General features: G+C 47.5%; 14 protein-coding genes and 1 pseudogene. 4 read left to right on the top strand and 11 right to left on the bottom strand.

Annotation, left to right across the window (positions count from 1 at the left end; all coding sequences use genetic code 11):
* Nucleotides 1-15 precede the first annotated feature (15 nt).
* From ACGHZ6_RS11950 to ACGHZ6_RS11940, 3 genes are all read right to left on the bottom strand, one after another.
* Nucleotides 16-1,092 carry a C4-dicarboxylate TRAP transporter substrate-binding protein gene (locus tag ACGHZ6_RS11950; protein ID WP_390619092.1) on the bottom strand — a complete coding sequence of 359 codons (1,077 nt, stop codon included), beginning with the start codon at nucleotides 1,090-1,092 and terminating at the stop codon, nucleotides 16-18.
* 44 nt (nucleotides 1,093-1,136) lie between these two features.
* A complete protein-coding gene (locus tag ACGHZ6_RS11945) occupies nucleotides 1,137-2,225 on the bottom strand; it encodes an LLM class flavin-dependent oxidoreductase (RefSeq protein WP_390619091.1) in 1,089 nt (362 codons plus the stop codon).
* A gap of 115 nt (nucleotides 2,226-2,340) precedes the next feature.
* Nucleotides 2,341-3,258: a LysR family transcriptional regulator gene (locus tag ACGHZ6_RS11940; protein ID WP_390619090.1), complete on the bottom strand. Its 918-nt coding sequence runs from the start codon at nucleotides 3,256-3,258 to the stop codon at nucleotides 2,341-2,343.
* Between the two features lie 126 nt (nucleotides 3,259-3,384).
* Here ACGHZ6_RS11940 and ACGHZ6_RS11935 point away from each other — a divergent pair, with 126 nt between their 5' ends.
* From ACGHZ6_RS11935 to ACGHZ6_RS11925, 3 genes are read left to right on the top strand one after another with little or no spacing between them, the layout of a single operon-like run.
* On the top strand, nucleotides 3,385-3,897 hold the full coding sequence (locus ACGHZ6_RS11935; RefSeq protein WP_390619089.1) for a flavin reductase family protein: 513 nt from the start codon (nucleotides 3,385-3,387) through the stop codon (nucleotides 3,895-3,897).
* Nucleotides 3,898-3,931: 34 nt separating this feature from the next.
* The gene (locus ACGHZ6_RS11930; RefSeq protein ID WP_390619088.1) at nucleotides 3,932-4,744 is read left to right on the top strand and encodes an alpha/beta fold hydrolase; all 813 of its coding nucleotides are present in this window, start codon (nucleotides 3,932-3,934) and stop codon (nucleotides 4,742-4,744) included.
* A 3-nt stretch (nucleotides 4,745-4,747) separates the two neighbouring features.
* Complete coding sequence (locus tag ACGHZ6_RS11925) at nucleotides 4,748-5,380, top strand: carboxymuconolactone decarboxylase family protein (protein ID WP_390619087.1); 633 nt, start codon at nucleotides 4,748-4,750, stop codon at nucleotides 5,378-5,380.
* A 16-nt stretch (nucleotides 5,381-5,396) separates the two neighbouring features.
* Here ACGHZ6_RS11925 and ACGHZ6_RS11920 read toward each other — a convergent pair whose 3' ends face one another.
* The 8 genes and pseudogenes from ACGHZ6_RS11920 to ACGHZ6_RS11885 all read right to left on the bottom strand — a co-directional run bounded on the left by ACGHZ6_RS11920 (nucleotide 5,397) and on the right by ACGHZ6_RS11885 (nucleotide 14,192).
* Nucleotides 5,397-6,155: a class I SAM-dependent methyltransferase gene (locus ACGHZ6_RS11920; protein WP_390619086.1), complete on the bottom strand. Its 759-nt coding sequence runs from the start codon at nucleotides 6,153-6,155 to the stop codon at nucleotides 5,397-5,399.
* 54 nt (nucleotides 6,156-6,209) lie between these two features.
* A pseudogene (locus tag ACGHZ6_RS11915) lies at nucleotides 6,210-7,001 on the bottom strand (class II aldolase/adducin family protein); the annotation flags it as partial.
* A 115-nt stretch (nucleotides 7,002-7,116) separates the two neighbouring features.
* Nucleotides 7,117-8,523 (bottom strand): multicopper oxidase family protein, encoded by a 1,407-nt coding sequence (locus ACGHZ6_RS11910; RefSeq protein WP_390619085.1) that lies wholly within the window; start codon nucleotides 8,521-8,523, stop codon nucleotides 7,117-7,119.
* Between the two features lie 38 nt (nucleotides 8,524-8,561).
* The gene (locus tag ACGHZ6_RS11905; protein WP_390619084.1) at nucleotides 8,562-9,722 is read right to left on the bottom strand and encodes a DUF1513 domain-containing protein; all 1,161 of its coding nucleotides are present in this window, start codon (nucleotides 9,720-9,722) and stop codon (nucleotides 8,562-8,564) included.
* Nucleotides 9,712-10,692 carry an imelysin family protein gene (locus ACGHZ6_RS11900; protein WP_390619083.1) on the bottom strand — a complete coding sequence of 327 codons (981 nt, stop codon included), beginning with the start codon at nucleotides 10,690-10,692 and terminating at the stop codon, nucleotides 9,712-9,714. Before ACGHZ6_RS11900 ends, ACGHZ6_RS11905 begins: the two co-directional genes overlap by 11 nt.
* A gap of 175 nt (nucleotides 10,693-10,867) precedes the next feature.
* Entirely contained in the window at nucleotides 10,868-12,292 is a 1,425-nt protein-coding gene (locus ACGHZ6_RS11895) for a di-heme oxidoredictase family protein (protein ID WP_390619082.1), read from the bottom strand.
* A gap of 5 nt (nucleotides 12,293-12,297) precedes the next feature.
* Nucleotides 12,298-13,563 (bottom strand): imelysin family protein, encoded by a 1,266-nt coding sequence (locus ACGHZ6_RS11890; protein WP_390619081.1) that lies wholly within the window; start codon nucleotides 13,561-13,563, stop codon nucleotides 12,298-12,300.
* 107 nt (nucleotides 13,564-13,670) lie between these two features.
* A complete protein-coding gene (locus ACGHZ6_RS11885; RefSeq protein ID WP_390619080.1) occupies nucleotides 13,671-14,192 on the bottom strand; it encodes a DUF6942 family protein in 522 nt (173 codons plus the stop codon).
* 204 nt (nucleotides 14,193-14,396) lie between these two features.
* Here ACGHZ6_RS11885 and ACGHZ6_RS11880 point away from each other — a divergent pair, with 204 nt between their 5' ends.
* Entirely contained in the window at nucleotides 14,397-14,663 is a 267-nt protein-coding gene (locus ACGHZ6_RS11880; RefSeq protein WP_390619079.1) for a glycine zipper family protein, read from the top strand.
* The last annotated feature ends 34 nt before the right edge of the window (nucleotides 14,664-14,697 follow it).

Genomic DNA, 14,697 nt, shown 5'->3' with positions numbered 1-14,697 from the left:
GTTGTTTTAATACGTTTATTCTTTATCCCAGTCACGGCCTGGGGTAACTCCGGCATCTCTTACGGCTTGCATATAGGTATTTAATACGCGAGGACCGCCATCCAGGTGATCTGCCCACACACCGACGATATTGGGCAGGCTGTTAATCCAGCGCTGTTTCTCCATTGCTGACAGTTCGTGGATGTTGACTTCTGGCTGCTTTGCAAGCTCAGCCAGGAAATTGTGGTAGCGACGTTCAACTTCTTCAGCGTGTATGCGTGAATACTCTGTACCGAGCTCACTCAATACCTGGCGAACATCATCAGATAGTTTGTTCCAACTGTCGCGATTAATGGCGAATGCGCCAAGGAACTGACTTCCCAAACCAATCTTGGTCACGTAGGGAGCGACTTCGTAGAGTTTATTGGGGTAGTATCCGGTAATAATGGTGACAACGCCGTCAGCAATACCGGTTTGAATTTGGTTGTAGTAAGTGGGTAAGGCGCCATTTACAGGAACAGCACCTAACGCGTTGATCCAATTGCCTGAAGGGCCCGGAGCAATTATTTTGCGTCCCTTAAGGTCATCTATAGAATTAACAGGAAAATTTGTGACCAAGTGATAGGTTTCTACACCGGATGAACCCAAAAACACCATGTTGCGTTTTTCCCAGGCGCGTTGAAATTCGGGAATTTTTACCTGCAGATCGTTCATGATGTTCATGAGTAGTGGCAAGCTATCAATCACAAACGGTGTGTAGTAGGTAATGCTTTGGTAGGGCATTTTGGATTCTTCCCAAAGCGTGCCTACCCAACCCGCATCAGTAATACCATCTTCTACCGCTTCCAGGGTGTTTTTGTAACCGAATAAGGCGCCGCCATAGCTTTCAATCCACTCTACCCTGTCTTCTGACCCCATTTGTTCCAGGCGAGTATTGGTATTTTTTACCACGTGCGTTGAAAGTACACCTACCCAGGGTAAGGTGGTGGGATGGCTTGATGCCATGGTGAGCTCAAAGGTTTCTGCTCGACTAACAGCAGAAACCAGTAACAAGAAAAAAGCAGCAAGTAGGAGCCTACAGCGTTTAACCTTGTGAGTGTTTAACTGATTCATTGACTCGCTACCTGCTAAAGCTTAGTGCCCTTTTAAACGTAGAGTTAACCTTTGATCGCGTCATTGACGCGCGGCATAACTTCTTCGGCCATCAATATCATAGAGCGACGGCCAAGATCGTAATCGGTCCAGTCGTGACCGGCATAAACCAGCTGACCAAAGTCACCGATATAATCGCGGAACTCCAATACCTGATCGGCAACACTGGCGGAATCACCGTAGATCACCAGTTTATCCAGTACGTAATCCAGAGTGACATCACTGTCTGGCATGCTCTGGTCTTCTTTAAACAGATTCAGGCGGCCGCCGGCTTTTAACTTGGTTAACAATTGTCGGTAGTAAAGTACATAGGGGCTGTTTTCGCCGCGGGCATAACGCTCTGCAGTTTTCATATCATCAGCGACACAAATGTTTTTTGCTACGCGCCAGTTCACCGGGTCAGCAACACGGCCGCCCTGCTCACACCCTTCTACATATTTTGGCCAATGGCTTTTGGCCCACTGTGGCATCAGGAAGTTAGCGGTTATGGGTTCCCAGCCGCGCGCGGCCATGGCGGTAACACCCGCTGAGAAAGGTGCAACCGCAGTTCCAACAATCGGCGGGTGTGGATCCTGGTAGGGCTTGATAATGGAGCCCTGACCAATCTCCGGCATCATGGTGCGCTCGGTACTAACTTCGTAATACTCACCTTTTAGATTATAGGGTGCTTCACCGTTCCAGATATCCAAAACCATGTCGATGCATTCAACAAACATGGCATTGCGATCTTTTTCCAGGTTACCAAACACTTCCGCATCGGACATCAGTCCACCGGGGGAAATGCCAAAGTTCAGGCGACCTTCCAGCATATGGTCAAGCATGGCAACTTCAGCGGCAATACGTGCAGGGTGAGAGTTAGGCAGGTTTACTGTGCCGGTACCCAAGCGAATATTCTTGGTTTCATAGGCCAGACTTGCCATAAAAGCGACGGTAGATGTAATTACTTCAGCCAGGTCTGTTGTGTGCTCACCACAGTAACCTTCTTTGTAACCCAGTTGGTCGGCCAGGATAAAGGCTTCCCTGTCTTCTTTGATGCTTTGTGCAACAGGTTTGCCCACCGGATGGATGGGCATGGTGAAAAATGATAAATCCATAATGCTCTGCCTTTATCGGGGATATATTGCTAACTATCCTGCAAAAGATAAGGCAGAAGAAAAAGTTATATTTTCTGATGCTTGGAATCAGGAAACCTGATGATGGGTAGCAAGGTTAATCCAGGTTATGCCAGTGAATCTGGCTTTCCAGCTCTTGTTTTAGCATCTCAGAAAACAGTGATGCCCCCGGCGACAAGCAGCTATCGTTGGGTTCGATCATCATATAATCGACTTTTAGCGGCGCTCCGTTTAGGGGGTTAATTTGTCGAGCCAAGCCCGATTCATCGGCTTTACACAGTATGCCTGGCAGAATCGTTTTCCACTCTGAGTGAGCCACAAGCTCAAGGGTACCTAACATAGCGTCAAGCTCCATGATGGCTTCGACCTTGATATTGTGGGTTTTTAGGTAGGCATCAATTTTGGCTCTGCGAGCATTTTCGGGGCCGGGTAAAACCAATTTCAACGGCTCCAGCTCGCTAAGATCTACGGCTTGCATATGAGTGAATGGCTGGCCTGCAGCTGATACCAGAAACTCCTGGTCGCTGGCCATAAACTGGTTACGGGTCATTTCACCTTGTCTATGAGCCTCACTGGGGACAATGGCAAAATCCAATTCGCCCTCAATCACTTCACGGGTCAGTTGGGCGCTGTAGGCCTCAATCACGCGTGTTTTAACCAATGGATACTGCTCAGAGAAGCGGATTAATGCTGGCGGCAGGATCGAGCGAGTAAAAGTGGGCATGAGGCCAATGCGCAATTCACCGGTAACTTCACCAGCCAATGATTTTATATCCTGCTCTGCTTCGGTGACTCGCCTGAGGATGGCTGTGGCATGATCGTAGAATCTGCGCCCCAGTGTGGTGGCAATGACTCCGCCAGCATTACGTTCAAACAGAGGCCCGCCAAGGCGTTCTTCCAGGTCCTTAATCTGCATGGAGATGCCAGATTGAGTAGCGTTGGCCCGCTCTGCGCCGGCGGTTATAGAGCCCATCTCATAAACGGCGACAAAATAACGCAGCTGTTGAAGTTTCATTTATGACCTCCAGATGTGTCTTCTGCAGCTTGATCAGATATTCTGATGCTTAACATAATTTAATATTAATTGTTCTGATGGGTCAAACCGGCTAGCCTTTATCGAGTAATTTTCGAGGATAGCCCCATGTCTAATACCGTACAGTCTTTAGAGGGTGAACAAATCACCCCGTTAGTACTTCGCGATGCGCTCGGTAGTTTTCCTACTGGCGTAGCCATTGTTACCACCATTGGTGAAGATGGTCGCCCTGTTGGCCTGACGATTAACTCCTTCAGCTCTGTTTCCCTGGAGCCTGCGCTTGTTTTATGGAGTCTGGTAAATACATCGCCAAGCATCCAGGCGTTTAGGGGGCATGGCGCTTTTGCAATCAATATTCTTCGTCATGATCAGGGTGATCTGTGCATGCAGTTCGCACGCCCGTCAGATGACAAGTTCGCCGATGTTAACTGGTCTGAAGGCTACAAAGGTGTACCGGTCTTGGATGATGTGCTTGTAGCCTTTGAGTGTGAAACCTATAAGTTAATCGAAGGCGGTGATCATGAAGTGTATATGGGTGAAATCAAACGCATCCATAAAACTGAAAACCATCCACTGGTATTTCATCGTGGAAAACTCTCCGAATTGGCAATCGCCAGTTAATAAAACCTTACCTCTAACTGCGAGCACTGCCTGAATGAATAACAAGAAACAGCTGATAAAGGCCGGAAACCTATCGATCAATTATCAGTTACTTGGCTCTGCCGAAAAACCTGTAGTCACTTTGGCTCACTCACTGGCTACCGACATGCGCATGTGGGAGCCACAGCTGGCAGCTTTAACACAGCACTTCCGTGTGTTGCTAATTGATGCTCGTGGTCACGGCAATAGCGATATTCCAGCAATCCCTTACAGTATGGATGAGCTGGTTGATGATGTTCTTGCTGTGTGGAATGCACTGGATATCGAGCGCAGTCATTTTGTGGGGTTGTCGATGGGCGGTATGACCGGTGTGGGAATAGCCTTAAAAGCACCGCAACGATTACTATCCTTGGTGGCCTGCGACTGTCGCCTTGATGCACCTGCTTTCTTCCAGGATATGTGGGATAAACGTCTTATCGCGGTAAACTCTGGTGGTATGGATGCCGTTGTTGATATGACGCTACAAACCTGGTTTACCAAAGATAAAATCGTCAATGATCCGAATCTGATTGGTGCAGTTGCCGATATGATCGCTGCAACACCTGAAACTGGATACCTTGGTTGTGCTATGGCACTTAAAAGTCTTGATTACAAGCGCAGCCTCAATAACATTAAAACACCGACGCTTTATCTTGTTGGTGCGCAAGATGGGCCACACCCTGAAGAAATGGCAGACAACACAAAACTTACCCCCAATGCGCAATTTGCGGTTATTGAAAATGCAGCCCACCTAAGCAATATGGAACAGCCGACCGAATTTAATACACTGGTTTTAAATTTTCTGCTTAACATAACGCCAGGTCAGTAAACTATGACAGAACAGCTTGAAGCTCGCCATGTTGCCCCCCTGCCTACCAGCCTGTGGCCAGAAGAATTACAAGGGGTTGTTCGTGATATGAATGGCAAGCCCATACATGTACACCAGCTTATGGCCAACAACCCCACGCTTCTTAATGCCTGGTGGAACTTTCGCAATCACTCTGTTGATGGCGGCACTTTGGGCAAACGCTTGGGGGAGTTGGTTATTCTGCGCGTCTCTGTACATATGCAAGCCTGGTACGAGTGGGGATCTCACGTTGATCGTGGTTTGCGTTGCGGTTTGACTCAGCAGGATATACTGCGAGTTTTGGACTATAACCTGGATGAAAACTGGTCCAATAAAGATGCAAGCCTTTTGCGTGCAGTGGATGAGTTAATCGTTAATCATGGCCTATCCCCAGAGGTTGGCCAACGAATTAGTCAACACCTTTCTACGGCACAAATTATGGATGTTATTGCCATTCAGGGGATGTACGTTATTCTGGCGTGTATGATTAATACCTGGGGGCTGGCTTTAGATAATCACGTAGCTAAAGCTATCGAAGGCATTACCGACGAGACATCTTTTAAAGATGCTGCTGCAAAGTTTGCAAAGGAAAAGCTGGTCAACTTACAAGTAGAATAAGCTGTAGCTATAGACGTTAATTGGATGGTTTTCTGGCGATATACATGCCGTAGCTATAATAGCGTTTATATTTCTCGTATAGCTCGATTTCCTCTTTTTCTGGTTCAACAATTTCTTGTGCAGCTTTGGAGTTATTGTTGCGCTGTAGAAAACTTTCAAAGCTTCGTTCTATCGGATAATAGTAATTATCCAACCAACAGTGTTCCGGTAGTATAAAATAACCTACGGGTGAATAACCCTCCTCTTCCAGCTGACGTATTTTGGCTGAAGCCGTAGCTATCTCTGAGTATTGGTTATTCCAATAGTCTTCGATTTCTTTAGGGCGCTCCGCAGTTATCCAGCAAATTTCTGATACGACCAAAAGACCACCAGGTTTCAGGTATTGTAACCAGTCAGATATGCCCTGCTTAAAACCAATGTTGTAGATGGCACCTTCAGACCAGATGATATCGAATGATTCGGGGTCAAATGGAAGGCTGTCCATTGATGCACAGAGTGTGGAAATTTTGTTGGCAACACCTTCTTGCTCCGCTCTACGTTGTAGCTCTTCCAGAAATTGATCCAGAAAATCGACCGCAGTAATCTCGCAGTTCAGAGTACGGGCAAGTGTGAGAGTTGAGGCTCCTGTGCCACAGCCAATATCGGCTATGTTATAGGGAGTCTTGGGATCGATATTGGCAAGTCTTATTGCTTTTTCGGTTTCTTGATCGGCTCCCGGGCCCTGTCGGTATTCGCCTTTATGAAGGTCTATCAGGAGCTGAAGGTCATCGTCCATTCTTGCACCTTATTTGTTGCGTTCGCCACACCTCCTTGTGTAGCTTAGCAGGTCTTACCCCTGCAGAATATCCGGCTGCTCGCGGGTAATCTTTTGGTACAGGGTTTGGAAGATATACCAACCCACCTCAGAGCTACCTACGGTGTTATAGGTATTTTTGGCATGGTCGTGATCAATCAACACCGGCTTGCCTGCTGCTTCGGCCATAAGTTGGGCCTGGCAGGTACGTTCCATAGTGATATACCACCAGGCCGCTTCATCAATGGTTTTACCGACGGTTAACAATCCGTGGTTACGCAGAATGGCGGCTTTATTATCACCTAGCGCCTTGGCTAAACGCTCGCCTTCGCTCATATCCAGCACAACACCGGTGAAATCATCGAACAGCACGTGGTCTTCATAGAAGGCACAAGCATCCTGAGTAATGGGATCCAGCAGGCGGCCCAGAGAGGACCAGGCTTTACCGTAGACCGCATGACAGTGCGCTGCAGCGTCGATATCTGGTCTTGCGGCGTGAATATGGGAATGGATAGTAAATGCGGCGCCATTGAGCATGCCACGCCCCTCTACAACCTCGCCGTCATGGTTGACCAGCAACAGGCTGTCCTGAGTGATATGGCCGAAGGGTACGCCCATAGGGTTTACCCAAAAATGGTCGGTGAGGATGGGGTCACGAACAGTGATATGTCCTGCTACGCCTTCCTCAAAGCCAAACTTGGCAAACAGGCGGTAGGCGGCAACAAGTCGGGTTTTACGGTCTGCGCGCTCCTCCTCCTTGCTGGCAAATTCCGGCATGGAAAACAGGCCGGCTTCCTGGTTCATGAGGATTTCATTAGTACTCATCTTCTCTCTCCTTTGCTTTGTGTAAGCATAGTAAGACTCGGAAAGAGTGGAAACTGTAAATCCATTTACAGTTGAGTAGAAATTCTAATGAAACTCGCCTTTTTGCGGCATTTTTAGCCTAAGAGACCTCGATATAACCCATTAAGCCGGTTTTCATATGCTCGATCACATGGCAGTGATACATCCAGCGACCGGGGTTGTCGGCAACAAAGGCAATTTTGACCCTTTCATTTTTCTCCATGAGTACGGTATCAGCATAAAACGGATCAATACGCTTTTTATTGGATTTGATCACTTTAAACATAAAGCCGTGCAAATGAATGGGATGACCATGAGGGGTGTTGTTTTTAAGGTCAAAGACATAGGTTTTGCCAAGCTCTAACCTGGCCAAAGGTTCCGGAATATTGTTGGCAGACATACCCTCCCAGGCCCGTCGGTTAATGGTCCAGAACTTGTGATGGGTTTTACCGTTATGTGATACGGGGGTTACTGCGCCTTCCCATTCGAAGACAAACTTCAGAGTTTCGGCATTCTCCAAATCCGGCTCTGGAATGGGGTTTAGCGGTAGGCGTGGAATCGTTGCAAGTGAGGCCTTGGATTGCTGTTTGTCAGACTCAATAGTGCGCAAACGCATATAACTAAAGAATAAGCGACCTTTACCGTTTTCCACCACAATCTCCTGACCTGCATCTGGCGTCAGTAACGCAATGTCGACTCGCATGCCCGCGCCCAAGGGGTGGTCTTTTAATGGCTTGGGTTCTGCAATTGGATTGCCGTCGATACTGACCACAAACGCGGGCTGATTTTTGATGCGCAACTTGTAAACCAGGGTGTTATCAATATTGGCGAAACGCAATCTTATCCAACTGTTAGCGGGCACATCGAATACAGGCTTATGTAGGCCGTTAATGGTTTCATAATTTCCCGGCGTACCCATTCGAGCCGCATAACGTGGAATACTTAACTCGCTAAATGAACCGTCATCATTTAGGTGCCAGTTTTTTAAAATTAAGGGTAGATCAGCTGCAAAATCATCTGGGGTAAATTGTGGATTTTCGGCCTCCTCTACGATCAGTAATCCTGCCAGACCTTTACCCAGCTGCATAAGGCTGTTGACATGAGGGTGATACCAAAAGGTGCCTGCATCCGGTGGTGTAAAATGATAAACAAAGGTTTCACCGGGCATGATGGGCTTTTGCGTTAAAAACGGCACGCCATCCATCGCGATATCGATACGAATACCGTGCCAGTGAATAGTTGTAGGCTCTTGCAGTTTGTTAATAACGGTAATGGTTATCGGTCTACCCTGCTTGCCCTTAATAATCGGTGCGGGAAACTGACCGTTAAACCCTTTGCCCGGCGTTTGAGTGCCGGGAATCAGTTCGAAGCTGGCTTCTTCCAACGTCAATGTGTAGTGATAATCGTCTGTGGATTCCAGTCGGGCTATAGGCATGCAGCTGGTGGCGGCTAGCCCCAGTCCTGCGACAAGGCTGTTCTTTAAAAACGAACGACGATCAATACTCATGGATTTACTCTTAATGGTTCTGCAGGTTTGTATGGTTATCAGCCTGGTGAATACAAATGCAGATGGTTATCCCAAATATGCTGTTTAAAGAAGTAACTATGTTCAGCCTGACGTTGGTAGTTATCCGCTTGCAAACTGGTTAGCTGCCCCTGGCCATTGCTAAGAACAAAAGCATTGGCTGTAGGATTAAAAGCTACCCCTGCCCCATCGCGCTGACTATTGATGCTTATCAAACGATTACTGGTTAAGTTCCAGCAGCTGGCAATACCTCCTCGCGGAGAACTTATGACCAGGCGTTGGCCGCTGTTATCGATACAGACGCTTGCAATATATTGCTGATGTTGCTGCCAGGTTGCCGTATCTGCCTGTAAGGGTTGCAGTTTATCTTCGCCGTTATGACGATAGGCCAAAGGCAGGATTTGCTCTTTACTTCCTTGGAACTGTAGTCCGACTACCACAGTATCATCCGGACCTATATCCAGATGACGGATACTCTGCTGGTGGTGCTCGGGGAAAAACTGATCGACCAATACGCCACTGCCGCTATCGATATAAGCCAATGACGGCTGCATGGTATCGAGGTTTAGTTTTTCCCGTCCACGTAATGGATGGGTAAGAATTCCGCCGTTAGCGACGACTAGTGTTTTACCGTCACTAAGTTGGCCCAATTGGTGTGGACCAATTCCATAACTGCTGATTTCACTTACACGACGAAAATTATCGGTAATATCGTAAATGCCGATTACGCCCTGCTGTGACTTTCCGGGCTGTTGGGTATAGGCATTTTCCGTGGTAAACAGGTAGCGGCCATCGGTAGAGTTACAGCCGTGTCCATAGAAATGGCGCCCTGCTGGGCACTCAATCTTGTGCTGCAACTCACCTGTATTGACGTTGACGATATACAGGGTGTTACCAGGGCGACGCGAAAAGAAAATAGCTTGCTGGCTAACGGGTAAAAATAAACTGTCGTGGGCGCGCTGCGGAATATTGATAGCGAATAACTTTTTACCCATAGGGGTTAAACCAGCAACAAAATGTTTGCCTTCCGGGGTGCTGTAAGCAGACAGTAAAACCCCGTCTATATTTTCTGATGAGGTACTACCTACAAAGGCGTGGTAGTTCATCCCCACTGCAACACCTGCCGATGTGAGGCCAAGCGCTACCAGTAATTGACGGCGAGAAAACCCTTTAGTCACCATCGTTATTATTAAAACCCAGTTGAATATTTAATGCAGCGGGTAAGTCATGCTTAAGCAATTGAATCAATGGGCCAAGTTGCTTGACGACCGCCTGCCATTGTTCTGCTTCACCCTCGCCTAAATTTATAAATAGGGTTTTATCCGTTTTATGTAAATCGGTGTAAACCGTTTCCAGGGACTGAGTGATTTTTAGATTAAGTGCTTGTTGCCCCTGACTATTCAGGTAAGCACTAAACCCTCCGGTTTCCATTAACGTTTTCACCGCAGAAATGTTGTGGCGAATATTTTCCAGTGAATGCTGTGAGCGCCAGGATTCCAGCAAGTAAGGATTAATGTGTTGCTTGCGAGCTTTTAGCCCCAATGCCTGTCCCAGCTTGCGGTCTTTGATGACTTCAACACTGCTTAGGAAGCTATCCAGTACGACGGCTATCGCTTGTTTATCTTCTGGATATAGCGGGTTTTCAGTCCCTGGGTTCATTAACAACTGGGCGTGTTCGGTTTGCCATTGTTGATGCAGTTTATGGGTTACATTAACCAAATGCTTGGCAATGCCCTGCATAAGATCACATCGACGCTGCTGGTCACCGTAACTTAAGGCTTTTGGATCGAACAAAAGGAATTCGAGTGAAGGTAATCCACGCACTACCACACTGGCTTTTTGCAGGCGCTCGTCGCTCAGTTCGCTATCCTCTAATAAGAGGCCTTTGTTCTTTTTAGCAATCAGGTTCTTTTTATCTGGCCAGAACTGCAATTCCCAACCCAGGTTGTTCTCTTGAATGGGACCAAATTGAATAGCTTGTATAGATTGCCAGCTATCCATGGTGTTACGCCATTGCTGCTTGGCTTGTTTAAACTGCTCTTGTTGTAGATTTTCTGAACAGTAAAGGCTAAGGCTATTGGCCAGATGTTGTGTATTGCTGGCAAATGTCTGGTAACCTGGAATGATTTGCTGTTCTGTAACTTGCTGCAAAAAGACCTGTTCTGGTGTTTTTGTTGAACAGGCGCTGATTAAAAAAGCAGCAGCTACTGCAACAAGTTTTGTTATTAAATTCTGGCGGAGCATAATGATTACAGCGCTATTAGATATCAAGGGTAGTAGTTTAACATAGCTTGTTTACAGATCCCTTTGTTTACAGCCCCCTGGTTTATAGATCCCTTAAAAACGCCAAAACGGCTTGCCGATCTTCTTTGCTCAGCCTTTTATAGTGTTTGCGGGACTTATCAGCTTCACCACCATGCCACAAAATGGCTTCCTGCAGGTTTCGGGCTCTGCCATCGTGCAGATAACTTTCATGGCCGCTAACCGTCTTGGTTAAACCAATACCCCATAAAGGTGGTGTACGCCACTCACGGCCACTGGCGGCAAACTCTCGGCTATTATCCGCCAAAGCATCTCCCATATCGTGCAGTAATAGATCGCTATAGGGATGAATGGTTTGATCTGCCAGCCAGGCTAAGGGGTAGTCTTCTGCGGTAGTATGTTGCGGTGTATGGCAGGAGGCGCAGCCTATTTGATGGAATAATTGCTGCCCCTGAAGTATTTGCGGATCAGTTGGCTTCCTTCGAGCTGGGACGGCAAGATTGCGGGTATAAAAGGTCACTTGTCCCAAAATATGCGGGCTAACTTCTATCTCTTTTTCCTGAATTGCCAGGCATTCCTGCTGTTTGGGGCTGCAGGATTCATTGGGAAACAAGGTCGAGGTAATACCTATATCGCCATTAAATGCAGCAGCATTTTGTTGCTCTAGTGTTGGTTGCCCGGCTTTCCAGCCAAAGCGCCCAACGACTAACTTTTGCTGCTGTATATCCCATACGCGATTTAACTTTCCAGAAATACCATCACTGTTAGCATCTTTGGGATCAGCAAGTTGTTTTAATCGTGATTCCGGGATGGCTTCGAGTAAACCCAAGCCAATCATAGCGGGTGCAATTCGAGCTGATAACTGCGTGTTTGGATGCAGTGGGCCGTAGGCTAATTGATCAATAGAAACTGTCGGTCGCCTAAGAGTGACCTTTTCGCCATCGGTAAACGTAATTAACGTTTCCTTGTAATGAATGCGGACCCGACCTTCAGGCTTAATACCGGGTAATGCAAAATCCTGCAGTTGATCGCCGTAGTTGGGCTCATGATGTTTCGCCTGGTGTACAGCCAGTTTGTCGTCGCTATCAATACTTAACCTGACTAAGAGTGATACGGCATTATCATCAAGTGATTCCGGTGCATGCCCTCTTCCATCTCGAATATGGCAGTTCTGACAACCATTGGTATTAAATAAGGGGCCAAGTCCATCGCGAGCGGTAGTTGTTGCCGGGGACATTACCCAGGGGTTACGAAAAAAACTGTTGCCAACACTAAAGTCCAACCGTTGGCGTAATGGCATATTGGCAGAAGGCCGGGAAAATGCGCTGTGTCCGCTGGCTTTTACCGTGGCATCACCACCCAGTTTATGTGTGAATGATGGTTGTGGTGAGGAATTGTTGGCTTGAGAAAAGTCGGTTTTAACTATGCAGCCAGTAGCACTAAGAAAAAGTACTACTGCTGCAAAACAATACTTTTTACGTGAGAGCACGAGAATTAAAAGTCGTGATCTGCGTTGTCCGGACTTAGGTTATCGATACCCAAGGCTTTAGCGGCTTTTTCCAGTTGCTCGGTTTCCTCTACCAGGGCATCAATGGCCGCGGTAATCATGGCTGCGCCTTCGCTATTACCTTCAGCAATCAGCTGGTCGAACATAACAGGCGTTTCGGAATTCTCAGCACTATCGACCAGAGCCTGCAGTTTTTCCTGCGATTGGTTCAGGCTTGCTTGCAGGCTTTTGTCCAGCTCAGCGTCTTTGGCGGATAACAGTTGAGCCAAGCTTGGACCCTGCACTTTCTCACCGTTAATACGCTCGTATTGGCCCAGATAAATATTACGGATGCCAAGGCCGTTATAGTAGTGAGAGAAATGGGTGTTATCGCTAAAGCAGTCGTGTTCATCTTCTGGAGAATTGGCTTCCAGCGAAACTTTCAAACGCTCACCGGCTAACTCACCCAATGCCAAACTGCCCATACCAAACATAATACGGGTTAAGGAATCCTGTGTAGGAAGCGAAATAAATTCCTGGCGGTAGTTTTCTGCATTAGGCGCCCATTGAGACACCATATCTTCGAGATCGTTGACAAGTAATTGTGCGGCGGCCTGCAGGTATTCGGCACGACGTTCACAGTTGCCTCCAGTACAGGCATCACCTTTAGCAAAATCTGTATAAGGGCGCTCGCCCGCACCTGGATTGGTGCCGTTTAAATCCTGGCCCCACAGCAGGAATTCAATGGCGTGGTAACCAGTAGCGACGTTCGCTTCTGAACCGCCCAATTCATTTAGGCTAGCCAGCAGCTCCGGGGTGATCTCACTAACATCCAGGGTTTCGCTACCCAGTGTCAGGCTGGTGTTGGCAATAATATTGGCGGATGCGCCTACGTTGCCCAGCTCGGATTCGTAACTGGATGTGTCAACATAGTCGATCAGACCTTCGTCCAGCGGCCAGGCGTTTAACTGCCCTTCCCAATCGTCCACATTGGCGTTACCAAAGCGAAATACTTCAGATTGCTGGTACGGTACCCGCGCGGCTTTCCAGTCGGTTTTGGCCTTTTCCAGTGCTTCGACGCTGGGGTTGGCAGTTAACGCGCTGATACTGGTTTGCAGGCTTTTCGCTGAAATCAGCGCATCTTCATATACCGCATAAGCGATATCAGTGTAGTGCTCAACAACCTTGGCTTCAGTGGTTGCCAATACTGAGGCGGAAATCAGGGTTAATCCGGTTGTGGCAACAAGCTTGGCGCCAAGCTTCATATTTAACATGCCTATATCCTTATCCTTGCGGGCAGACGGGCTTATCTGCTGATACTGAAAAAAGTGGGCAGATAGTAAATGTTATAAGAATGATTATCAATTAGATGAAGAAGGTATTATTGTCCAGATGGCGTTAATTGGCCGATCAATTCAACCAACAGGTCAATCTTGGCGTTTGAGAGTTGGCGATAATCGAGATAAGGGATAACGATCAAAGATTGATCAACTGATACGCCAAAGTCTTTGCCGCCCTCTACGACGGGCTGGCTCAGTTTTTCTATGTCATAACCTAATTTCGCCGCATAGCCTTTGCCGGCAATCACATGAATCCGCCCTGCTACTGAAATGTCAGGCTTACTAAACAGTAATGCTAGCTGTGAACCCGCTTGCAGTAGCTTGTGGTCCCGGTAGTCCTGCCAGCTGTTGTATGCTGATGGCCATAGCTGATCTATCAACTTGGCGTAGACATTAAAGATCTTGCGCCAGTGGTTACCGGTTGATTGTGCGATATGACTAATCTCTCCCGACTGCATAGGTCTCAGAGACATTAGGTTCTGGTATTCGTCCAGCGGCGGCCTATTTTCGATATAAATGGCCAGGCGAAAGTTGCTATCACCCAAACCGACTAAATGGCTCATCTGCCCTATTCCTCTACTATTGTGTCAACCACAAGCTGATCGCTGCGTTAGTCATAGAAGAAACCAAAAATCAGGAGGGTCACCTCTATGTCACTAACCTCATTACAAGTTGTTTGTATGTTGGTGTTGTTAAGCCTCTTAGCAGCCTGTGCGAACCAAAATACACAACCGGGCGGCATTATAATCGATAAAAAAGGTGTCAACATGGCTGCTTATCATAACGATCTGCAAGAGTGCCAATCCTATGCGGATGAAATTTCAGTCGCACAGAAAGCTGGCACCAAAGCGGCAGGTGGTGCTGTGATTGGCGGTGCTATGGGCGCTATTTGGGGCAACAGTGATACAGCAGCGAAAGGTGCAGGCGCTGGCGGATTATTGGGCGGTGTGAAAGGCTACAGTCAGGCCAGTAGAGAAAAACAGCAAGTCGTAAAACGCTGCTTAAGAGGACGTGGCTATAAGGTACTGAATTAAGGCAGAAAAAAGGCGGGGACTAGCCCCGCCAAAA

Source organism: Maricurvus nonylphenolicus (genome assembly GCF_042854845.1).
Classification (GTDB): Bacteria; Pseudomonadota; Gammaproteobacteria; order Pseudomonadales; family Cellvibrionaceae; genus Maricurvus; species Maricurvus nonylphenolicus.
This window is presented reverse-complemented; position numbering and strand designations above follow the sequence as displayed.